General features: G+C 35.4%; 18 protein-coding genes. 7 read left to right on the plus strand and 11 right to left on the minus strand.

The genetic code is table 11. The annotated features are described in order from the left end of the window. Window positions 1-75: 75 nt before the first annotated feature. From NAAC61_RS00645 to NAAC61_RS00660, 4 genes are all read left to right on the plus strand, one after another. Window positions 76-1,161, plus strand: coding sequence for an NAD/NADP-dependent octopine/nopaline dehydrogenase family protein (locus NAAC61_RS00645; protein WP_202694934.1), 1,086 nt, complete (start codon window positions 76-78; stop codon window positions 1,159-1,161). Beyond that, the gene (locus NAAC61_RS00650; RefSeq protein WP_202694935.1) at window positions 1,158-2,780 is read left to right on the plus strand and encodes a cobalamin-dependent protein; all 1,623 of its coding nucleotides are present in this window, start codon (window positions 1,158-1,160) and stop codon (window positions 2,778-2,780) included. The genes NAAC61_RS00645 and NAAC61_RS00650 overlap by 4 nt, the downstream gene beginning before the upstream one ends. A gap of 36 nt (window positions 2,781-2,816) precedes the next feature. Beyond that, complete coding sequence (locus NAAC61_RS00655) at window positions 2,817-3,935, plus strand: DUF5655 domain-containing protein (protein WP_202694936.1); 1,119 nt, start codon at window positions 2,817-2,819, stop codon at window positions 3,933-3,935. A gap of 65 nt (window positions 3,936-4,000) precedes the next feature. Next, the gene (locus NAAC61_RS00660; RefSeq protein ID WP_041534071.1) at window positions 4,001-4,192 is read left to right on the plus strand and encodes a hypothetical protein; all 192 of its coding nucleotides are present in this window, start codon (window positions 4,001-4,003) and stop codon (window positions 4,190-4,192) included. A gap of 113 nt (window positions 4,193-4,305) precedes the next feature. On the opposite strand, the gene NAAC61_RS00665 is transcribed toward NAAC61_RS00660, so the two are convergent. From NAAC61_RS00665 to NAAC61_RS00680, 4 genes are read right to left on the minus strand one after another with little or no spacing between them, the layout of a single operon-like run. After that, window positions 4,306-5,124, minus strand: a complete 819-nt coding sequence (locus NAAC61_RS00665; protein WP_202694937.1) for a metal ABC transporter permease — start codon at window positions 5,122-5,124, stop codon at window positions 4,306-4,308. Next, on the minus strand, window positions 5,117-5,866 hold the full coding sequence (locus NAAC61_RS00670) for a metal ABC transporter ATP-binding protein (RefSeq protein ID WP_202694938.1): 750 nt from the start codon (window positions 5,864-5,866) through the stop codon (window positions 5,117-5,119). The genes NAAC61_RS00665 and NAAC61_RS00670 overlap by 8 nt, the downstream gene beginning before the upstream one ends. Next, window positions 5,856-6,743 (minus strand): metal ABC transporter substrate-binding protein, encoded by an 888-nt coding sequence (locus NAAC61_RS00675; protein ID WP_202694939.1) that lies wholly within the window; start codon window positions 6,741-6,743, stop codon window positions 5,856-5,858. The genes NAAC61_RS00670 and NAAC61_RS00675 overlap by 11 nt, the downstream gene beginning before the upstream one ends. Window positions 6,744-6,801: 58 nt before the next feature. Beyond that, a complete protein-coding gene (locus NAAC61_RS00680) occupies window positions 6,802-7,203 on the minus strand; it encodes a Fur family transcriptional regulator (RefSeq protein ID WP_202694940.1) in 402 nt (133 codons plus the stop codon). A 344-nt stretch (window positions 7,204-7,547) separates the two neighbouring features. Between NAAC61_RS00680 and NAAC61_RS00685 the strand changes: the two genes are divergently transcribed. The 3 genes from NAAC61_RS00685 (at window position 7,548) to NAAC61_RS00695 (ending at window position 13,609) form a co-directional block, all read left to right on the plus strand. Continuing rightward, a complete protein-coding gene (locus NAAC61_RS00685) occupies window positions 7,548-10,211 on the plus strand; it encodes a calcium-transporting P-type ATPase, PMR1-type (RefSeq protein ID WP_337919675.1) in 2,664 nt (887 codons plus the stop codon). Window positions 10,212-10,289: 78 nt separating this feature from the next. Further along, entirely contained in the window at window positions 10,290-12,272 is a 1,983-nt protein-coding gene (locus NAAC61_RS00690) for a sodium-translocating pyrophosphatase (RefSeq protein ID WP_121959501.1), read from the plus strand. A 320-nt stretch (window positions 12,273-12,592) separates the two neighbouring features. After that, window positions 12,593-13,609 carry a 6-phosphofructokinase gene (locus NAAC61_RS00695; protein WP_202694941.1) on the plus strand — a complete coding sequence of 339 codons (1,017 nt, stop codon included), beginning with the start codon at window positions 12,593-12,595 and terminating at the stop codon, window positions 13,607-13,609. 83 nt (window positions 13,610-13,692) lie between these two features. On the opposite strand, the gene NAAC61_RS00700 is transcribed toward NAAC61_RS00695, so the two are convergent. From NAAC61_RS00700 to NAAC61_RS00730, 7 genes are all read right to left on the minus strand, one after another. Further along, window positions 13,693-15,063 (minus strand): cryptochrome/photolyase family protein, encoded by a 1,371-nt coding sequence (locus tag NAAC61_RS00700; RefSeq protein WP_233187754.1) that lies wholly within the window; start codon window positions 15,061-15,063, stop codon window positions 13,693-13,695. Window positions 15,064-15,149: 86 nt separating this feature from the next. After that, on the minus strand, window positions 15,150-16,304 hold the full coding sequence (locus NAAC61_RS00705) for a hypothetical protein (RefSeq protein WP_202694942.1): 1,155 nt from the start codon (window positions 16,302-16,304) through the stop codon (window positions 15,150-15,152). Beyond that, the gene (gene ligA / locus NAAC61_RS00710; RefSeq protein ID WP_103077560.1) at window positions 16,267-18,273 is read right to left on the minus strand and encodes an NAD-dependent DNA ligase LigA; all 2,007 of its coding nucleotides are present in this window, start codon (window positions 18,271-18,273) and stop codon (window positions 16,267-16,269) included. The genes NAAC61_RS00705 and ligA overlap by 38 nt, the downstream gene beginning before the upstream one ends. A 14-nt stretch (window positions 18,274-18,287) precedes the next feature. Next, the gene (acpS, locus tag NAAC61_RS00715; protein ID WP_012208822.1) at window positions 18,288-18,647 is read right to left on the minus strand and encodes a holo-ACP synthase; all 360 of its coding nucleotides are present in this window, start codon (window positions 18,645-18,647) and stop codon (window positions 18,288-18,290) included. Continuing rightward, window positions 18,625-20,712, minus strand: a complete 2,088-nt coding sequence (locus NAAC61_RS00720; protein WP_202694943.1) for a cell division FtsA domain-containing protein — start codon at window positions 20,710-20,712, stop codon at window positions 18,625-18,627. Before NAAC61_RS00720 ends, acpS begins: the two co-directional genes overlap by 23 nt. 17 nt (window positions 20,713-20,729) lie before the next feature. Then, window positions 20,730-23,063, minus strand: coding sequence for an endonuclease MutS2 (locus NAAC61_RS00725; protein ID WP_121959508.1), 2,334 nt, complete (start codon window positions 23,061-23,063; stop codon window positions 20,730-20,732). Beyond that, window positions 23,057-23,578 carry a hypothetical protein gene (locus tag NAAC61_RS00730; protein ID WP_121959509.1) on the minus strand — a complete coding sequence of 174 codons (522 nt, stop codon included), beginning with the start codon at window positions 23,576-23,578 and terminating at the stop codon, window positions 23,057-23,059. The genes NAAC61_RS00725 and NAAC61_RS00730 overlap by 7 nt, the downstream gene beginning before the upstream one ends. Between the last annotated feature and the right edge of the window lie 5 nt (window positions 23,579-23,583).

The following is a 23,583-nucleotide window of genomic DNA, read 5'->3' on the forward strand; positions in this document are numbered from 1 at the left end:
GTAATTTTTGCAACAATCAATTTATCTTGCTATAATATATATCTACACAGTGAATTACAATATGGAGGTGGTTACATGGTTAAGATAGCGGTAGTTGGAGCGGGGAATGGAGGCCAGGCATTAGCTGGATATTTAGCTATGAAAGGGTTCGATGTATCTCTCTTTAATAGATCAAAAAGAAGAATATCTCCCATCATAGACTCACATTCAATAAAAATAGAAGGTCAAGTAGTAGGTGAATATCATATATCTTTTGCCACAACAAATATGGAAGAAGCGATAAAGGGCAGAAAGTTGATTATGGTAGTTGTTCCTGCTTTCGCACATAAAGAGATAGCAAAGAGGATGGCTCCTTATTTAGAAGATGGTCAAATAATAGTGTTGAACCCTGGCAGGACAGGTGGTGCTTTAGAATTCAACAATGTATTGAAAGAAGAGACCGTGAAAAAAGACGTTATAGTAGCTGAAGCCCAAACTTTCATTTTTGCCTCAAGAATGTCCAATCCAGGGGTGGCTAAAGTGTTTAGAATAAAAAATGCCGTTCCTGTTTCTGCACTACCCGCCACCAGAAATGCCGAATTAGAAGAAGTATTGTGTAATGCAATACCTGAGTTTGAAATAGTTAAGAATGTAATTTACACTAGTTTTAACAATATTGGCGTTGTTTTTCACCCGGCAACATTAATACTGAACGCAGCAAGGGTTGAAACAACGGCAGGAAAGTTTGAATTCTACTTCGAAGGGATCTCCCCTTCCGTAGCAAAAGTTTTGGAAAAGATAGATGAGGAAAGATGTAAGGTTATGGAGCTTTTTAACGCGGAACCTATGACTGCAAAGGATTGGCTAAACTATGCATACGATGTAAGAGGAAACTCTCTATACGAAGCTATTAGGAACAATGTTGGTTATAGAGGCATATATGCACCACCAACGTTGGATAATAGATATATTCTTGAAGATCTTCCAATGAGTCTTGTACCTATCTCTTCTTTTGGAGAAGAGTATGGTGTGAAGACACCTGTGATTGATTCTATTATAAATCTTGCCAATATAATGATGGGAAAAAATTTTTGGAAAGAGGGTAGAACAGTAAAAGATTTAGGTTTAGAAGGAATGAGTATAGAAGATATAATAAGACTTGTTGAGGAGGGAGAATCATGAAAAAAATTCTTGGTGCTTCTATGGGAAGTGACGTACATACAGCAGGTATTTTAAACTTTTTGGAATTGGCACGAAATGAAGGGTATGATGTTATCTACTTAGGTGGAGCGGTTCCGATTGAGCAAATTATTAAAACCATAGAGGAAGAAACCCCCGATATTGTGTCAATAAGTTACCGTTTGGGAGCCGATGCTTTCGAAAATCTTATAAAGGAATTTATAGAAAAGATAAAACAATTAAAAAATTATGAGAAAATCGATTTTATCTTTGGAGGAACGGTTGAAACCTCACAGGTTGCAAAAAAATACGATTTCTTTAAAAAGATCTTTGATGGTTCAGAGGAAGAAGAAGATGTAGTTTTGTTTTTAAGAGGTCAAATCAAATATAAAGAAGAGAAAAATTTTCCTTCCACATTAGCCGAAAGAATTGCATTTAAATCCCCATATCCGTTAATTAGGCACCATATAGGACTTCAAACAATGGAGGAAACCATCGAGGAGATCAAAAGACTTGCAGAATCTGAACTTTTGGATATCATCTCTTTGGCGCCGGATCAAAACTGCCAACAATACTTTTTTGAGCAAGAAAAGATGGACCCCAACCAAGACGGAGCTGGAGGAGCTCCCATTAGAAATGAAAAAGACTTTGTTGCCATGTATGAAGCAAGTAGAAGAGGCAATTATCCTTTGGTAAGATGTTACTCTGGAACCAACCACATGGTCGAATTTTCTCAAGTTCTAAAAAAAACTATCAACAACGCATGGGCAGCGATACCTATATTTTGGTATTCTGAACTTGATAGAAGGTCTGAAAGGAACTTATTAGATGCGATAAAAGAAAATATGGAAGGAATAAAGTGGAACGCAGAGAACGGTATCCCTGTAGAAATTAACGACGCTCACCAATGGGAACTAAGGTACGCGCACGACAGTTTAGCAGTCGCAACTACTTATTTAGCTGCTTATGTAGCTAAAAAGCTTGGGGTAAGATGGTATGTTCAACAATATATGATGAACACCCCGCCAAAGTTATCTCCAAAGATGGATATAGCTAAGTCTTTAGCCAAATTAGAACTGGTAGAAACACTAAAAGATGAAGCCTTTACACCTTACAGGATGGTAAGAACGGGGCTTCTTTCTTTTCCAGCCGACCCCAACAGCGCTATGGGACAACTTGTTTCTTCGATGTTTTATTCATCTTACTTACAACCACATATAATCCACGTGGTAGCGTACTGCGAAGCCATGAAAAGGGCAACTTCAAAAGAAATAATAGAAAGTGTAAAAATGGTAAAAAGGGCGAACTCTTTAGCCTCTCGTGGATTACCTGATTTTGCCAGCGACCCTGAGATCAAAGAAAGGGTTAATTTATTGAAAGAAGAAGCTATGGTCATAATAGAAAAAATTAAAAGTATCTCCCCTCAAAAAGAGGATCCTTTGACTGACCCAGAAACTCTCTATTTAGCGGTAAAAGAAGGAATTTTAGATGCAGTTGGATTACAAGGCAACTCTGCTGCCAAAGGGCAAATAAAATCGGCTGTAATTAACGGAGCTTACGAAGCTGTGAAAGAGAACGGCGAAGTGCTGAGAGAAGCTGAAAGAAACCGTGGAATAAAGTAAATTAGAATTATCCAGAAACTTGAGGAGATGGAAAAAATGGATTCTATAAAAATAAATGCAGTAATTAAATGTGTTGAAGACCTTCGTATGAAACTGAATAGGTACCGAAAGCATGGTCTTAAAGAATATCCAACGCGAACAATATTTGTAGATCAATTACTCGAAGCTCTCGGGTGGGATATAAGAGATCCGGATGAAGTGGAACTTGAGTATCCCACTATTGATGGAAAGTCTGTTGACTATGCTGCCAAAATAAACCGCAGGCCTGTCTTATTCATTGAAGCGAAAGCCTTAAATGATCCACTTACAGATGTCAAAGCTATTACTCAGGTAGTTGGTTACGCTGCCAATGCGGGTGTGGAATGGTGTATCCTTACCAATGGTATTAACTATAAGGTTTACCATAGTACCGAAAAGACAGAGGCTCCGAAAAAACTACTTTTTGAAATTTCTCTTGATCCAAAAGAAACCGAAGGAATGTCGATTCAGCAAGTTGCAGAACAATTTGCACGTTTCTCACGTGATTCAATGGCTAAAGGTCTGCTTGATGAGATTGGTGAACAAATCTTTACAACAGGAAAGATAAGAAAAGCTTTAGATAAACTCTTTACGGATCCCCCAAACACATTAATTAAGCTTATACGCTCAACCCTGGAGGACGACTCCATCAAACCAGCTCAAATCAAGAAAGCCCTCAAGATGCTTTGGTCCCAACCATCGGAAACAGAAATACCTTCAACTTATAAATATACTAAAAAGCCAGTTTCTTCATCAGAATCTAAAGTAAAAGAGTATAACGAAGAACATCACTTAAATGGAAAACCGCAAGAAGTCGTAGAGTTATTTAAGACGTTTGATAAATTTTGTAGAGAACTTGATCCAAGTGTAGTCCAAAGAGAAGCCCTTAAACACTATATAAAATATACACATGGTAATAACATTTTTTGTTGTGTTCATATTCACAAAAGTGGACTTCGTGTTTGGCTGAAATTGAATTATAGAGATTTAGAGAGTCCTGCTGAATATGTTCGTGATGTTTCAAATATCGGACACTTGGGAGTTGGAGATGTTGAGTTAACAATCGATAGTCTCGAGAGATTTCAAAATGCCAAGAGTCTAATACAAAAATCATTTGAAGAAAACAAATCAAAATGAGTATTTAGTTCTTTTCCAAAAGAAGGGATAAAAAAGAAACTCAAAAAAACGAGGAGAATATTATTATGACTTGCAAATGGTATTTAGTTTGTCCAATGAAGAGATATTATGATGAGGGTAAATTAGATAAAAAGTGGATAGAAAATTATTGTCATGGTGACTATAAAAGTTGCGTACGCTACCAAATGGAAGAAACGGGGAGGTACCATCCAGACAATATGCTACCGGATGGAACAATCGATAAACGTCTAAAATAAGATATTAACTAGTTAAAAGAAAAAATATTCTGCTCTCTCAGTAGTATCTTAAAAAGAGCAGAATATTTTATTTATAGAGCAAGATGTGACTTAGGGCAAAAAATTAAAAAGGTCTATTGAGCAAAAGACTTTAGAACTGTTTTTCTTAAAAGATATGCAAATAGAAATATTAGAAACAGTGTCAGGACTATCATTGGACCTGATGGAACGTTTAAGTAGTATGATAAAAAAATACCAAGAACAGATGAAAATACACCAACTATTACGGATATTATCAGCATTTGGTTTATACTTTTTGCATAAAGCTTCGCTATAACACCAGGGGTTATAAGTAGAGCCGTTATTAGTATGATACCTATTATTTTAACGGAAACAACTATTGTAACAGATGTGATCGTTAAAAACACTAAGTTTATTATGTTTGCGGGTACCCCAAATATTTTACTTAATCTTTGATTGAACGAGTAATATTTAAGCTCCTTGTTTAAAAAAATAACCATAAAAAGAATAAGTAAGTCAAAAATTCCCAATAAAATCAAATCTTCTTGAGTTATCATTAATACGTCGCCAAATAAGAAACTATCGATTTCGGGAACGTATCCTTTTTTGAATGAAAGTAAAATTATACCTATAGCCATAGAAAGCGATAAGAGCATACCTATCACGCTATTTTCTTGCACTCTTTCTTTCTTCCCCAGTTGATGTATAGTTATTGCAAATATAATGGCAACTATTATAGACAAAAGATTCATATTTAATCCAAAGAAAAGAGCAAAGGCGATAGCACCAAACGCCACATGGGCCGCTCCGTTTCCAATAAACTCCATCTTTTTTAGGACTATGAAATTTGATAACAACGCGCTGCCAAAACCTGAAAGAATGGCACCAATTAAGGCGTATCTCATAAAAGGGTAACTTAAAATATCAATCATCTTTATTGCTAACCACCTTCATCTTTTCATTGATGTGAATAAATAGTTCAAAATCTTTAGAATACAAAGTTCGCAAGTCATTGATATCGAGATCAGCGGTGTTTTTATGACAGTGCAATGTTTTGTTCATACACATAATTTTGTTTGTTTCTTTGAAAATCATGTTCAAATCGTGACTTATTAAAATTATACTCATATCCCTATTTTTTTTGAGATCTCTAAGAGTTCCATACAGTATATTTTGCCCTTCCTTATCAATATTGGCTTCAGGTTCGTCCAATATTAATATATCAGGATCGGAAACCAAAGCCCTAGCAACCATTAACCTTCTGTACTCTCCTCCTGATAATCTCCCCACCAGTCTGTCGTAGAGATGCTCAATTTGTAAAAGTTTGAGGGTTTGTCTCACTTTTTCATAATGTTCTTCTTTAAACCTTTTAAATGGTCCAACTTCACTGTATAAACCCATTAAAGCGACTTCATATACCTTGATTGGAAAATCTCTTTCCCTTTCCTCGGATTGTGGAACGTATCCTATTTTCCCATTTATCTTTATTTCTCCTGTATAATCTTGAACTTCCCCGATTAGAGTTTTTATTAAGGTTGATTTTCCAGCTCCGTTAGGTCCAATTATCCCTACAAACTCTCTTCTATATATATCAAAGGATATATTGATCAATATATTGTTGTTGTCAGTGGAATAATTTAAATCTTTAACAGATATTAATGGGTCAGTAGCCATAATTCACCACCCGGATGATTTCAAATAAGTTGTATACATACAGAGATTCTAAATCGAAAACACCTTCTACACTTCCTAAAGGGTCCAAAACCCCTATACTTAAATTCAAATTTTCAGCTACAGCATTCACAGCTTTATCACTGAGTTGAGGTTCATTGAAAATAGCCTTTACATTTTCTTCTTTAGCAACGTTCGTTAATTCAACTAACTGCTTTGGAGTGGGTTCTACCCCCGGAGAGAGTTGAATCACACCAGCAATTTTTATATCGTATCTTCTTGCAAAATAATCATAGGAGTTATGAAGCGTAAATATTGAACCATCGATGACCTTAGCTTTTTCAGCAAGGTAGTTATCAAGCAAAATCAATCTGTTTATATATCTTTCAGCGTTTTGGGCGTAGTAATCCTTATTTGCAGGATCTAATTCTCCAAAAACTTCTGCCAATCCTGGAATGATGTAGGTATACATAATATATGGATCTAACCAAATGTGCGGGTTGTATGCAAACTCTCCATGGTCATGATCTTCGTCAGTCCCGTTCATACTTATAAGTTCTTCAACTGGAATGTAATCCGACACTTGAATTATTTTCACACCCTGCTTTTCCAGATTCTGGGTCAGATTAGAGATAAAAATTTCTAAAGCTAAACCGTTTGTAATTAAAATGTCAGATTCGTACAAGGGCACTAGTTCCTTTGGTGTTGATGAGTATGTGTGTGGACTTTTCCCTGGTGGAACAACAAGGTTGACTTGACCTTTTTCTTGTATTATTTCTTTACTTACATAGTAATATGGTAATATCGAAGTTGAAACGTTTAAAGCGAATACTAAGAACGAAGCTAATAGAACGATGCTTGTTATAATCGTTTTTTTCATACCTTCTCTCACCTACTCTCATCTATTTTTTATATTTTTGGTTACTTTAAAAATCTTTCTACTCATCGAAATTATCATATTGGTCATCTGTGGTCATCTTCTGACATTCTTTACATATTCCTTCAAAATAAAGTGTATGAGTCAAAACTCTGAAGCCCAATCTTTCTTTTATATATTTACTCATCTGTTCAGAGTAACATAGATCGAATCTTTCAAATTTCTTACATTTTATACAGTATATGAAATGAAAATGCCCCTCTCCCTTAAAAAAATATTTGATCTTGTCAGAAAAAACTATGGATTTAATCTCTCCGTTTTCTTCGTAATTTTTCAGGTTTCTGTAAATTGTAGATTTATCGTAATCTTCATTGAGTTTTTCATAAATCTGTTCGGCATTGAGTGGATAATCGTACTCATCTAGCACCCCTAAAATGTCTCTACGAGCTTTTGTGTTTCTCATGGAAAGGTCACCTCTTCAGGATAAACATGAATGATGTTAAACTGTTTATAGAATAAAATGCAAACGATTTGTTTTTGCAATTGATTTGCATAAGCATTATACAACAAAAATTTTAAAATGTCAAGTGTTGTGATATTGTCTTTTTAATTACCTTATGATATAATTCAAAAAAAGGGGAGTAGCATAAGCTTTTCGCTTCTAACTGTTCGTCAGTACGGCGCAAGCCCGGACGGTTAGCTCATAAAGAGATTGCAAGACCTTTGTTCTTATCAGCGAGCAAAGGTCTTTTTTGTTTATCAAATAAAATTTTTTATTTAAAATATAATATGGGAGAGGTGAAGTTTGTGTGGTTTGCAAAAAGCAAAGACGAAGTTGTTAAAGAGCTTCAGGTCAATCCTCTTCAAGGGCTTTCAACCCAAGAAGCTAAGGAACGTTTGAATGAATATGGTGAAAACAAGCTTGCTACCCAAAAAAATAAGAGCTTGTTACAATTATTTTTTGCTCAACTCAATGATGCAATGATCTATGTTTTATTGGGTGCAGCTTTGATCTCTGCAATATTGGGGGAACTCAGTGACGCAATAATAATTGCTGTTGTCATCCTAATAAATGCAGTAGTAGGACTTATACAAGAGTATAGAGCCGAACAAGCTTTGGAGGCTTTAAAAAAGCTTTCTACACCTAAGTCCATTGTTAAAAGAGATGGGAAACTTATCGAAATTCCTTCAGAAGAAGTTGTCCCTGGAGATATTGTCATTATTGATGCAGGAAGATATATACCCTGTGATTTAAGACTTATTGAAACTGTCAACCTTCAAATTGACGAATCTGCCCTTACAGGTGAATCAGTGCCTGTTGATAAAAATGCCGATTTAGTTTTAGAGACGATAGATACTCCCCTTGGAGACCAAAAAAACATGGCTTTCATGTCAACTTTTGCTACTTATGGCAGAGGTATTGGGGTTGCAGTAGCAACTGGTATGAAAACAGAAATAGGTAAAATTGCTAAGATGCTTGAAGAAACAGAAACCGAACAAACTCCACTTCAAAAGAAACTTACTGAGCTTGGTAAAATACTTGGCTTTGCAGCTCTTGGAATTTCTATTGCTATGTTCCTTGTCGGTATCATACAAGGAAGACCTTTATTTGAAATGTTCTTTACGGCAATAAGTCTTGCCGTAGCAGCAATTCCTGAAGGACTTCCCGCAATAGTTACAATAGTACTTGCTATGGGTGTTCAAAGGATGGTTAAAAAGAATGCCATAATTAGAAAGCTTCCGGCGGTTGAAACTTTAGGTTCTGTAAACATAATATGCTCTGATAAAACTGGCACCTTAACTCAAAATAAGATGACTGTAGTTAAATTCTACGCAGACAACGTCTTTGGCGATCTTGACTTACTAAATATTAATAACCCAGTACATAAACTTCTTTTGGAAAGTTTGGTACTATGTAACGATGCTACTTATTCGCAGGATTCAAAGACCGGTGATCCAACAGAAACAGCCCTACTTGAGGCGGGAGCTAAATTCAATATACTCAAAGCTACTTTTGAAGAGCAGCATCCAAGAGTAAATGAAGTACCTTTTGATTCAGATAGAAAACTTATGACCACTGTAAATAAATATGATAATGAGTATTTAGTGCTTACTAAGGGAGCCCCGGATAATCTTCTTAAGATATGTAACAATGCTTTTGTCAATGGTGAGATTGTTCCACTAACACAGGAAATTATAGACAGTATAATGGATAAAGTAGATTCAATGTCTCAGGATGCCCTTAGAGTTTTAGGAGCAGCCTTCAAAAAAATAGATTCTCCTCACGGAGATATTGATAAATTAGAAACCGACTTAACCTTTATAGGCTTAATAGGTATGATCGACCCGCCAAGACTCGAAGTGAAGGATTCTATATCTTTATGCAAACAGGCTGGTATAAAGACTATTATGATAACAGGAGATCATAAAAATACTGCCTTTGCTATAGCAAAAGAGCTTGGTATAGCTGATGATTCTTCACAGGTAATATCTGGAGTTGAACTAGACAAGCTTACAGAGGAGGAGTTAATTAGTAAGATCGATAACTTGAGAGTATTTGCCAGAGTCTCACCTGAACATAAGGTAAAAATAGTTAGAGCTTTAAAAGCCAGAGGTAACATCGTTGCCATGACTGGAGATGGGGTAAACGATGCTCCTTCTTTAAAGGCTGCAGACATTGGGATTGCAATGGGCATTACAGGTACAGATGTTGCAAAGGGTGCTTCTGATATGGTATTAACAGATGATAACTTTAGCACTATAGTTTCTGCTGTAGAGGAAGGAAGAAACATATACAACAATATTAAAAAATCAATTGTTTTCCTGCTATCATGCAATATTGGTGAAATAATTACGTTGTTCTTTGCCATATTATTTGGTTGGGCTACACCGTTAAAGCCTATACACATACTCTGGGTTAACTTAATAACTGATACTTTTCCTGCATTATCGCTTGGAGTAGAGCCGGGGGATAAAGATGTTATGAAAGAAAAACCACGTAATCCAAATTACAGTTTGTTTGCAGGCGGCACAGGCATAAGTTTAATACTAAACGGTGTATTAATTGGTCTAGTAACATTAACCGCCTTTGTAATTGGGGCAAGAGTTTATACAGGTACCACTAATTTGTTCCCAATATTTCCTGCGAATATTTCAGATGATGCGTTAACTCACGCACAAACCATGGCTTTTGTAGTGTTAAGTGTATCTCAACTAATACACTCTCTTAATATGAGACATCCAACCAAATCCATATTCCAAGTTGGTTGGTTTACAAACAAGTACCTTATCGTCTCTATCCTATTTGGAATATTCCTCCAGGAAATTGTCATAACAGTTCCATTTCTCAGAAATGTGTTTGGGGTCTTCGATTTAAGACTTTATGACTGGTCAATTGTTGTATTGCTATCTATAGTTCCTTTGGTAGTTAATGAAATAGTAAAGATATTTATTAGGCATAAGGTATCTTAATCTACCTCATAATTATTTTTTTATCTATCACTCAAAAACATATGGTATAATTAATTAAATTATCAAAGGAGGAAAAGTATGGGTGCTATTTCTCAAATCATATCGGTTATATCTGGGTTTATCGGATTAATTTTTACCGTTTTTTTGGTGTTCAATATTTTAGAAAAATCCCCTGGGAATGAAAAAATGCAGAAACTTTCAAAAATTATTCAAGTGGGAGCTCGCTCTTTTTTATTCTCTGAATATAGGATTCTTTTTGTTGTTATATTTTTATTCGCAGCTTTTCTGTGGCTTGTAAGTTCTTATCAAATGGCTTTGTCTTTTATTTTAGGATCAGTATTTTCTGTTTTATCAGGTTTTCTAGGGATGTCAATAGCCACCAGAGCCAATGCCAGAACAACCAATGCAGCGATAAACAATTTAAAAGACGCATTGGCTGTGTCTTTTAATGGCGGAGCGGTTATGGGTATGATTGTTACTTCTTTAGGATTAATGGGATTGGGAGGTATATTTTTTCTTGGCAAAGGAAATACTGAACTAATGAGTGGTTACGCTATGGGAGCATCTTTTGTGGCACTCTTTGCAAGAGTGGGAGGGGGCATTTTCACAAAAGCCGCCGATGTAGGAGCTGATTTAGTTGGTAAGGTTGAAGCAAATATTCCAGAAGATGATCCAAGAAATCCGGCAGTTATCGCTGACAATGTGGGAGATAATGTGGGAGATGTTGCAGGTATGGGAGCTGATCTGTACGAATCCTACGTTGGTTCTATTTTTTCTGCCTCAGTCTTAGGAAGTATCGTTTTTTCTGCTAAGGGAGCACTTTTCCCGTTTTTTGTTGCTTCATCAGGTTTGATATTATCAATTTTTGGTATTATTTTTGTTAATTACTACATCAAAAAAGCAAAGGAAGTTGAGCCTGAAAAGGTCTTACACTTTGGTACATATATGACGGCATTTCTTCAAGCGATAGTTGTTTTTTTCTTATCTAATATTGTATTCGGAGATTTTTCTGGCGGTTTAATTGTTATTTTAGGTATGGTAGTTGGAATTCTTATAGGGGTTTCCACTGAATACTACACTGCGAAAAAACCTGTAATAGAGCTAGCTAAAAGTGCTCCATCAGGTTCGGCTCCGTTGATTATCAATGGTCTTGCGCTAGGGATGGAATCAACGCTTATCCCTATTCTTTTAATAGGAGCAGCTATTGTAATTTCATTCTACGTTTATGGTCTTTTTGGAATAGCTATTGCGGCCGTTGGAATGCTTTCAACACTGGGTATGAGTTTATCAATCGATGCTTACGGCCCTATCGCTGATAATGCAGGTGGAATTGCTGAAATGGCTCATTTAGAACCATACGTTCGAGAAAGAACGGACAAGTTGGATGCTGTTGGAAATACCACAGCGGCTATGGGAAAAGGTTTTGCTATAGGATCTGCTGCATTAACGGCATTGGCTTTGTTCGCTTCTTATTTGCAAGTAACAAATATTTCAGTAGTTGATTTGAATGATGCAAATGTATTCACAGCAATGTTAATCGGTGCTATGCTTCCATTTCTGTTTTCCTCTTTGGTAATGAAAGCGGTTGGTAACGCTGCAAATCTTATGGTTGAAGAAGTAAGAAGGCAATTTAAAGAAATTGTTGGATTAATGGAAGGAAAAGCTGATCCAGACTACGGTAAGTGTGTAAAGATCGCTACCGATGGTGCTTTGAAATATATGATACTTCCTTCTTTAATCGCTGTAATAGCTCCAATAATTATTTATCTCTTGTTAGGCAAGCAAGCTGTTGCTGGAATGTTAGCTGGAACAACAGGCTCAGGCGTTATGTTAGCGATATTCATGGCTAACTCTGGAGGTGCCTGGGATAACGCTAAGAAGTTAATAGAAACAGGAAAATATGGTGGAAAAGGGTCTTTGGCTCACAAGGCTTCTGTTGTAGGAGATACTGTGGGGGACCCTTTAAAAGATACAGCAGGACCTTCGATAAATATTTTAATAAAACTTATGTCCATAGTTTCTATAGTGATTATTCCCGTCTTAATTAGAATTTTTGAGTGAAACTCTTGGTTAAAGTGGTTGGTGTGAATACCATCCTCTTTACGGGTGGGCTGCGGGGCAAAGGGGCGCTAACACAAGGTTTTTGAGATATAACTATTTTCAAAAATAAGACTTTGATTTTAAAAGGGTTACAGGGCGGAGCCCTCCCACCTGCTGGGTTAGGGACCGCAGGTCCCTTCCTTAAAAGGGTGGAATGCGGACAAAGGGAATGAATACCATTTTTCCTTATGGGTGGGGAGCGGGGCGAAGGGGCGCTATCTATAAAGGTTTTAGAGCTCCTAAAGTTAGTATAATCAAATTAAAATGTGGAGGTGTATATAATGAAAAGAGTCGCTGTTTTAAATGTAGGTGGAGATTGTCCAGGATTAAATGCCGTAATCCGGGCACTCATCGTTAAAGGCGCCGAAGAGGATATCGAAGTTGTCGGCGTTTACGACGGTTTTCTAGGTCTCGTGGAAGATAAATTAACAATCTTAGCTAAAGAACATGTCTCAGGTAAATTACCTGAAGGTGGCATAATTTTGGGTTCGTCAAAATACGATCCTACTGTTAATCCAAACGATTTGAAAAAGTTGAAAAATAACTTTGAGAGATATCAGATAACTAGTCTTATATTGTTAACAGGCCATACCGGAGCAAATATCGCCTTAAAATTGGCAAATGAAGGTATACCTTCGATAATAATACCTGCTACCGTTGATAATGACTTATACTGGACGGATCTTAGCGTTGGTTTTCTAACGGCATTACAGATCGTCACAGATGCATTAGATAAACTTCATTCAACTGCGAGTGCAGGTCATAGGGTAATAGTTGTAGAAACCGGAGGAGACGAAGCAGGATGGTTAGCAACAATTGGTGGTATGGCAGGTGGTGCTGATTATATAATAGTACCAGAGTTCAAGTTAGACCCTAAAGATATGATTGAAAATATTAAAAGGAGATATTCTGCAGGTAGAAGATTTTCCATAGTCGTAGTAGAAGAAAAAGTCAAACTCCCCGAAGAAGTTCAAAATATAATAGGCGATCCAAAGGTTCGTCAATACATGAAACCAGCAGAATTAATCACAGAGTACATAAAAGCTAATCTGCAAAATGTTGAATGTAGAACCGTTGATTTGGATTATTTGCAAAGAGGAGGAACACCTTCGTCTTTTGATAGATACCTGGCTTTCAAATTCGGTGTTTCGGCTATAGACGCTGTTAAAAAAGGAAAATCTAATGTGGCTTTAGGTTTGGATGGTTTTGATGTTGTAGAAAAACCATTTACGGACGAAATTTTGAAGAACAAAGAGATAAGTAGAGAATTATACGAAATGGGTAGACTTTTCTTCTAAAAATATTTAGCGGTGCTTTTTGCACCGCTATTTTTAAACGCATTATTAAAATCCACAAATAATAAACTTGCTTGACTTTTTGATCATATTTTATAAAGTTTTTTAGCCTTTTCTGAAGCTACTTTATGATCGACAATAGGTGTCGGATAATCGATGCCTTTTGGAATGTTTAAAGTATGTATTTGCTCTGAGTTAAGATTGGTTAATTCTGGTAACCAAGTCTTTATGTAATTACATTCAGGATCAAATTTTTGCTGTTGCAAAATTGGGTTAAATATTCGGAAAAAAGGCTGCGCATCACAACCTGTTGAAGCAACCCATTGCCAATTACCATTATTAATTGCAGGATCGTAATCAACTAGTCTTTGTGCAAAGTATTTTTCTCCCCATCGCCAGTCAATATGTAAATCCTTAACAAGAAAACTCCCTGTTATCATTCTTACTCGGTTATGCATCCATCCCGTTAGATTCAATTGCATCATTCCAGCGTCAACTATAGGATAACCTGTTCTCCCTGTACACCAAGCCTTAAATTTATCCACATCATTTTCCCACTGTATTTGGTTATATTTCTCCTTAAAGGAATTGCCTAAAACATGAGGGAAATGATAAAGGATATGAGTAAAAAAATCACGCCAGTGAAGTTGTGTAATAATTTCATGTTCATTACCGAAGTTTTCATTTACTTTTCTATATACCTCTCTCACAGAAACTGTTCCAAATTTAAGATGGGGAGATAACTTTGTTGTTCCATCGATTGAAGGTATGTTTCTAATTTCACTGTAATTTTTTAGTTTGACTATTCTCTCTATATAACTTAACCCTTCTTCTCGCCCACCATTTAACATTGAATTTTCATTTTGAGGAAATTTATCAACCTGAAGAGCTATACTTGAGCTAATTTCTTCTGTAAAATAATTTTTAAATTTATTCTTCTGCGGTTCTCGCACATCTATTTTTTTGGATTTTTTTAAAAAATCGGTGAACTTTATATATGGCATACCATTATCTTTCAAAACTTCTGTGGGTTCATGTAATAAAACATCAAAATGTTCCTTGAAATCTACTCTTTCCCTTTCACAAATGGCTTTTATTTCGTTATCTCTTTTCTTACTAAATGGAGTGTAATCTTTATTCACGAAAACTGCTTCTATTCCTAATGTTTTAATTAAACTTTCAACTACTTTAGCAGTAAGTCCTTCAAAAAAGTATAGCCTAGCGCTCAATTGGTGTAGCTCATCATTGAGTTCTTTTAGACTGTTGATCATAAATTGAACCGCGTTGTCTGATTTGTAATCATTGTCTTTAATCTGTCGATCATCAAATATAAAAGTAGGTATGACTCTTTCACAACTTTGAAGTGCTTCTATGAGAGAAGTATTATCCTCTAACCTAAGATCTCGTCTGAATATGTGCAACCCAATTTTATATTTATAATTCGGTATTTTTGTCACCTCTAATGCCTTTAGCATGCCTTTTATAATTAAATAGAACTTGCTAACTTTATTAGTAGATAGATAAATTTAAAGTATTGAGAATTTTAAAACCCTACTTCAATTGAAAAGGATATTTTGATAAACGGCGTTGTTTCTCCGTACGGTCCAGGCCAACCTTCCACATCTTCTTTTCTCTCATCATCGTAGGGTGTTTCTAAATTTATTTCACCTTTGAGGTAGCGTTCAAAGGTAATTTTGTATCTGGTTGTTTCGTTGGCAATATCCAATCCTATTAAGTAACCTTCCATGTCGTTCCCGTAGTCAAAGCCTATGGGAATATCTTCTTCATCGTATTTGGCGGTATATTTCAAGTAAGGTGCCCATTGATTGTACATCCAAGTGTAAATCTTATAATACTCAATTTTTGGAGATATGTAGTATTGCGAAGTTTTACCTACTAATCTTGTTCCTACTCCCCAAGCAAATGCGGTTGGTTTGTAATCTGTTGCTCCCTCTTCAGTATCGGGTACTACAAAATCGTCCATCGCGAATTGTCCATATATTTGCCAACCGTTGGTAGGAATGATAGAAGCATCTACTCCCAACATATTATTTGAGAATCCTTCACCTAAGTTATTATGAGCTATACCAAAAGGGTTAGCATCAGAAAGGTCAGGGTATTTTCCACCGATCAAATTCAATTCGTTCAAAGAAAGCCTAACTCTATCGAAAAGATTAAATTCTAATCTGTGTATGAACAAGGTTTTTGAAGGATCACAATACCCAAAATCTTCCAATCCAGATCTATCAGAATTACCATCAAAAGAGGTATCTTTTTGCCTTTCTAACTCTTCCTCAGTTAAGTAAGGGTCAAAGAAGTACATGGCTGATACAATTCTCATACTTCCTGCATCGTATCCCCCCATGAACCCAGTAACATAAGGTAATGAGTCAGATAGATATACCCCTCTTTCCAAATCTGACCAATTGGTTTCAAATATTCCACCAATCAACCACAGGGGATCAAAAGATTTGTAAAAGAAACCAGGGTAAACTTCAAACTCATCATTTGAATTTATTGGGTAAGGTGTTATGTTTGTAAAATCTTTACCTGCGTATATTGAAGATAGTAGATAAACTTCGTTTGTAGTTATTTCAGAGAAGCCCTTCGTATTAAAAAGAATGAAGATAAGTACTAATGTTTGAAGCGTAACTATTTTTCTAACTTTCTCCATATTCATCAAAGAAGTCTTCTTCACTCATTATAGTAATTCCGTAACTTTGAGCTTTATCTAGTTTAGAACCAGGGTTTTCTCCAACGACTAGGATATTTGTTTTCTTCGTCACGTTTTCAGAGAAGGTACCACCTTTAGATTCAACGTATTCGGCAAATTCTTGCCTTGTCATTTTAGAAAGTGCGCCGGTTTGACATATAATTAAACCTTTTAAAGGCCCTTCTGATTTTTCTTCTTCTTTTTTGCCTATGTTGACCCCGGCATCTTTTAATTTTTTAATGATCTTTTTAACTTCTTCCTGTGAAAAAAACTTTATAATTGCATTTGCTATATCTTCACCAATACCCTCTATTTCTACAAGTTCATCGAATTTTGCGTCTATTAAACTGTCTAAATTTTTAAAATGATTAGCAAGGTCTTTCGCCGTTTTTAAACCAACATTTGGTATCCCAAGAGCGTTAATTAATCTGTACAATTCTCTATTTTTGGATTGCTCTATTTGTGTCAATATATTTTCTACCGTTTTGTCTCCTATACCTTCTCCTAAGCTTCTAATTTTTTGTTCGTTTAAATAATAAAGATCTGCCACATCTTTAACTAAACCTGCATCTACCATTCTTTTTAATATCTTTGGGCCAAGTCCTTGGATATTCATTGCGTTTCTTGAAACAAAATTTTCCAACGTTCTTAAAAGCTTTTCTGGACAAGAGGGATTCAAACATCTTATTGCCACTTCGGAAGCTTTTATTTTTCCAACTTTTCCACCGCATACAGGGCATTTTTCAGGGGTTTGGATTATTTTTTCTTCCCCAGTTCTTTTTTCTTTAATAGGGCCTATAACTTGTGGTATTATGCCACCTGCTTTTTCAATTAATACGTAATCGCCTTCCCTTATATCTCTTTCTTTTATATAATCAAAGTTGTGTAGACTTGCCCTTTTTACCGTTGTTCCTTCGAGTTGTATGGGGTCAAATTCTGCAACGGGGGTTATTATCCCTGTACTCCCAACTTGAAGCTTTATAGCTTTTAGTTTCGTTTCTTTCTGTTCAGCTTCAAATTTGAAAGCTATTGCCCATCGTGGGGATCGGGCAGTTTCACCAAGGACTCTCTGTAATTCAAAACTGTTCACCTTAACTACTATTCCATCTACTTCGTATTCTAATTCCTTTCTCCTTCGATTCCATTCTTTCCAAAATTCTATAACTTGTCCAATATCTTCGGCCTTTTTGTAATTAGGATTGATTCTGAAACCAACTTCTTTCAGAAAATTTATTGCTTCCTCTTGAGTTTCTAAGTTGTAATTTTGAGGGAAGATAACGTAATACATAAAAGAGCTTAACTTTCTTTTTGCCACTTCAGTACTATCCAAAAGTTTTAAAGTGCCCGCTGTGGCATTTCTAGGATTAGCGAAAACAGGTAACCCTTTTTCTTCCCTTTCAGAATTTATTCTCACAAATTCTTTTTTTGGCATGTATATTTCTCCACGTACTTCAATGGTTAGATTTTTTCTCAATCTTAAAGGAATAGAGGGGATCGTTTTTACGTTTTGTGTGATATCTTCTCCGGTCGTTCCATCACCCCTGGTTATAGCTTGAGTTAATACTCCATCGGTGTACTTTAAAGCTACCGATACTCCATCTATCTTTAGTTCACAGAAGTACTCAACATGGGTTAAGTTCAAGTTCTTTAAAACCCTTTTGTGAAAATCTAAGATTTCTTCTTCGTTGTAGGTGTTATCTAAGGATAACATCGGTATGGAATGGTTTACTTTATTGAATCCCTCAACAACTATCCCACCGATCCTTTGAGTGGGAGAATCGGGTGTTTTCAATTCGGGATATTTCTTTTCGAGCTCTACTAATTCTTTAAATAGCTTATCGTATTCCTGATCCGAGATAATGGGATCAGCCAATACGTAGTATCGGTAGTTATGTTCTTCTATTTCTGCTTTTAACTTTTCGTATCGTTCTTTTATGTTTTTTGGTATGTCCAAATTACAATCCCCCTTTAGTCTTCATCTATCACAACCGCTGTTGCTACGGCAAACTCTCTTTCATGGGCTATAGATATGTGTATCGTTCCGTTACCTCCAAACTTTTCGAATAGATATTTCACCGATTCTTCATCTAAATAGGGTTCTCCACTTTGTTTGTTTAGAACGGTAATTTGTGAGTAAGGGATAAACCTTTTGAAACATTTTATTAAAGATTCTTTTACTGCAAAACGACCCGCTGCATATTCTTTTTTTCTTTTTTGCCCTTTAAACGTATCGTATATTTCTTTTTCTTTTTGAGAGAGAATTTTTTGGACGTTTTTTTCGTTGATCCTGTCGACTTTTACGATGTCAACTCCTATTCCTCTGATCATTGATTAACAACCTCACATTCGCACCTGGTTCGATCTTTTGTAGAAAGCTTTCGACTTTTTGGTCATTTAAGTAAATTTCATAAGATTGAATTTCTTCCATGTTTATGGAAAGATGAGAAAATACATCTATTAATTGAACATCCTTTTTTACCTTTTTAATCGAGTAATTTGCTCCATTGCTCACTTCTTCTTCTATGTCAATTATTTTTCCATCATAGGATGCGATTATTTCTTCTTTGTTTAAATGAACCTCTTTCCCGTTTAAAAATACTTTCATCTTTTCGGTTTCGATATCCAAGAATTCTTTTATCTTAGGAAGCTTTACCGCCTTTGTTTTTAGAAGATCTCCATTTTTTATTTGATAATCTTTATCTAAGATTTCTTCGTCTTTCATGATAATCGTACCCACAGGGACTTCATATGGAAGGTTATTTATTGTGAAGAAAATTTTCTCGTTGTACTCTTTAAATACATCTTCTATTTTTGGAGGTGAAGTAAATATTTTATCTCCATCTTTGATCTCTTCTTCTAAGCTTTCTATTTTTTCACCATTTTTTATTACTACAGGATAAGTGGTTTTGGGTTCTCCATTTAAGTAAAATTCAATGGGTTGAATCACGTCTTTCAATTTTAAATTGACAGGTTTGCCATTTTTAGGTTCTTCTATTTCAATGTGATCTCCTGGTTTAATGGGAGAATGTATATCCGCAGATACGCCGTTTACTGTTATTTTTGCCTTTTCGCCCATATTCCCCTTTTTTATCTGTAATTTTTCGTTCAGTTCGAAAGCTATCGCAGGGGAGGGCAGTCCAACCAATTTGTCTAGCGAATAACCTGATTGTAGTAACGCTTGTAAGACGTTCATGTCTTTACCTATGATTAACATATTTACATTTCTTCCGTTTATTTTGATGGTATTGAATACACTACCCTGTTTTTTCAGTGCGACATTTACTATACCTAAAGGAGTTATGTATTCACTACCTTCCATTCTTTTTGATTCAAAAATGATATTCTCCAAATTTTTGGTAGTTTTCAGAGATACCCTTTCTTTGGGAAGCCCAAGTTTACTGGCTAATTTTTCGGTGAAAGTTGGTACTTTCCCTCCTCCACCTACCACCATCACAGCAACGGGAGGTTTCCCGTTTAGATTTAATATTTCTTTAGCAATTTTATCCGTTATGTTGTCTATAACAGGAGTTATTATCTTAATTACTTCTTCTTTTCTTACAATTTGTGGACTATCCAGGATATCGTTGTAGGTAATTTCATCGCTTTGAGATAATTGTTTTTTAATCATTTCAGCGGTTTTGAAATCCACCAATAGTTGTTGAGATATAGTATCTGTTATCTCATCTCCAGCTAAAGGTACCATCCCATAGCCTGTTATTACACCTTTATTCGATATAGATATGTCGCTTGTTCCTGCTCCCACATCCACCATTGCAACATTCAGGTTTCTCAAGTCCTCAGGTACAACTAAACTTGTGGCGGCTATCGGTTCCAATGTGACATGGATAGGTTTTAATCCAACTTTATCCAATACAGACATCATAGCTTCTACAACATTTTTTGGTAGATAAGCTGCCAAAACTTTTACCTTTGCTTGATTACCTCTTTGCCCTTCTAGATGTTTAATCCATTGATTATCAAGACTGTAGTAAAGTATTGAGTATCCTACGCAGTACATTTCTTGTGAGTAGTTTAATTTTTCTGTAGACGCTTTGACTGCTTCGAGTTCCATCTTTTTGATTGTTTCACTATCTAAATAACCATGAGTTGAAATATCGAGGCTGTATGAACCGATCGAAGAGATTAGAAACCTACCAGCTATAGCGATGGCAACTTCGGAAAGATTGATGGAACTTTCCTCTTCCAGTGTTTTCTTTATTTTGAATACACCTTTAGCAACCTTGTTGACATCATGAATCTGTCCGTCAAGCATCGCTCTATTTTCGTGTTCAACTTCTGCAAAATGCTTGATTATTATACTTTCCGTTTCTTCATCATATTCTGCTAATATCCCTACAAGAGTCCTTGTACCTATATCAAGTCCAAAGAGCATTTCCATTCCCCCATTATTTAAACTTCTATTACTGTTGCCCCTGTTCCCCCTTCTTCACTTCGAGCGATTTTGAAATCTTTAATTAGAGATGATTTTCTTAAATAATCCCAAATCCCCATAGCTAGTTTCCCAGTTCCTTTTCCGTGTATTATCCTTCCCTCTTTTATTCCAGAACTTATTAAATCCGAAATAAATTTTTCTATTTCGGGTATAGCCTCATTTACCGTATAACCTCTAATATCTAATTCGGATTTTACACTTTTCTTTTGATCTATTTTAACGTAAATCCTTTTTTCTTCACTTTTTTCTTTATCTGAGTTAATTATAGGCTCAATCTCCGTTGGACTATAAGTTATCTCTATCGGAGAACCATCAATCTGAACGGTTATCTTGGAGTTTGTAATCCTTTTTACCGTCCCCTGAATATTATTGGATGCTTTTACTTTCATTCCAACTTTTATCTTAGACTTTTCGATTTTTCGCCCTTTTTGATTTTGAGATAACGCTTTTCTCATCTCTTCAAGTTGTGAAGCCATATTTTCAGATTCTTTTAGTTTTTTGCTGATTTCTTGTGAATCGATTTGATCTTTTTTTTGCTTAATTTCTTTTAATACGGTTTGAATTTGGTTTCTCATATTTTTTATCTGTTCTTTAAGTTGATACAACTCGGGTTCAAGACTTTCTATCTCTTTTTTCTTTAGTTTTTGTAGTTTTTCTTCGTACTCCTTTTTCGTTTTATCGATTTCTTCTTCTTTTTTCTTGATCCTTTCTAAACTTTCTTCGTATTCATTGTGGATAGAAGTTAATCTACTTAGTATTTTTTCACTTTGTGAAAATTCTTCGTTGAGATTTATTTTACTTTCTTCTATAATTTTAGGGTCAATGCCCAATCTTTCGGCTATTTCAATGGCATGGGATGCTCCGGGTACGCCTACAATTAGTTTGTATGTAGGTTTAAGTGTTTCAATGTCAAAAGACATAGAAGCGGCGAGTAGTTTTTCTTCTTCCAAAGAGAATGTTTTGATCTCAGACAGATGTGAAGTAGCAAATATTATGGGCCCTTTCATTAGCAGATACTTCAAAATAGCTTTGCTTAAGGCAGCTCCTTCAATGGGATCGGTTCCTGTTCCTAATTCATCTATCAAAACAAGCGACTTTTCATTGACACTTTCAAGTATATTTTTTAAATTCAACAAATGGGCAGAAAAAGTGCTTAGGTTTTGAGATATATCTTGTTGGTCTCCTATATCCGTGTAAATTTCTTCTATAAAAGGGATTTCAGCCTTTAAAGCTAAGACTGGTAAAGCAGAATGAGCCATAAAAAAAGCTAATCCAATTGATTTCAAAGAAACCGTTTTACCCCCTGTGTTGGGGCCCGTTATTATCATCCCGTTTTTATCGAGTTCAACATCTATGGGGACTATTTTTTCTTTTGGTATTAATGGATGTTTTAGTTCTTTGAGAAGAATCTTTTTAGTAGTATGGGGTAGAGTGAATACTGCATTCATATCTTTGGCGTATCTGGCTTTCGCTATATTGGCATCTATATATTCTATTATTTCTATATTTTTTTCTATTTTAAATTTGTTTTTTTGAAGTTCAAAGGTCAAATTTGAGAGTATCCTATTGATTTCGTTCTTCTCTTGTGAGAATAAATCTGTAAGCTTTTCGTTCAGTTCTATAATCGTATCTGGTTCTACAAACAAAGTAGCACCGGAATCGGATCTTCCAACGGTAATACCTTTTATAACATTTCTACTTTCACTCTTTAACGCTATGCATAATCTTCCGTTTCTTTCCACAGGCTGATCTAAAGAAAGGTATTTAATATACTTACTTTTTATCTTGTTGAATTCTATATTTAATTGACGTTTTACCGTGTCTATGCCGTTTCTTATTCTTTTTAATTCGATTGAGGCGTTATCTTTAATTTCTCCTTCAGGAGTAAAAACTTTAAAGATCTGATCTTTTAACTCAAGTAAAGGTTTGTAATCTGATATCTTATCAGTGAGTAGATCGTTTATACCGCTGTAATGTTTGTGGATGGCATAACCGTCTTGCAAAAACTCTCCAATTTTTCTGAATTCTCTACCTTCAACACTTTCTTTGTTGCCGATCTTTTCAATTATCGAAGGGATATAACTTAAACCGTACAAATCTTTTAATGTACCTTTAATCGCCATATCAAAAAAAACTCGAGAAATGTTCACTTCTCGGTCTAATTCTGTTAGATCTTTGTACATTTTTACATTTTTTAAAAAATAATCTTTCCCATAATCGGTATGACTATAGGTTGAAATTAAATTTAATATTTTTTCGATTTCCAAATCCTTGTAGGTTTTTTCTAAAATTTAAAACTCACTCCCAACGAGATTGGTAGATAATTAACCGTTAGACTTTCTTCTTCGTAGTACCGTGTCTCGTAACCAACAGACAGAGATAAATTGTTGTAGCTGATACCTCCATTAATAAGTATTTCCGTTTTAAAGGTTTTAAAATAGTCTTCCGTGTGTACGCCTCCGAAAGCGGTTACCAATAAATCTAAATTGCCAATTATATTGGTAGTATATTTCATATTCAAACCGAGAGAAATTCCAACATCTTCTACACTTTCCAAACTATCTAATAAATTGTAATTGTAGAAAAATCCCAAATAGGGACCATAAGAAATTTCTTCACTATCTTCGGTTGGAATTAAAAAAGAAATCCTTCCCCCCGTGTAATCTAAACTTTTTTGAATGTCTGTAGTACCTGTTGAATCAAGTGTGTAGGAGTATGACGGGGTTAGTAATAACTCAAAAGCATACGTGACAGTAGTTATGATAAAGAATATGGAAAGTACTAAAAAAAGTTTATTTTTTATCATTTTTT

Origin of the sequence: Petrotoga sp. 8T1HF07.NaAc.6.1 (assembly GCF_016772115.1) — a bacterium.
GTDB classification, from domain to species: Bacteria; Thermotogota; Thermotogae; order Petrotogales; family Petrotogaceae; genus Petrotoga; species Petrotoga mobilis.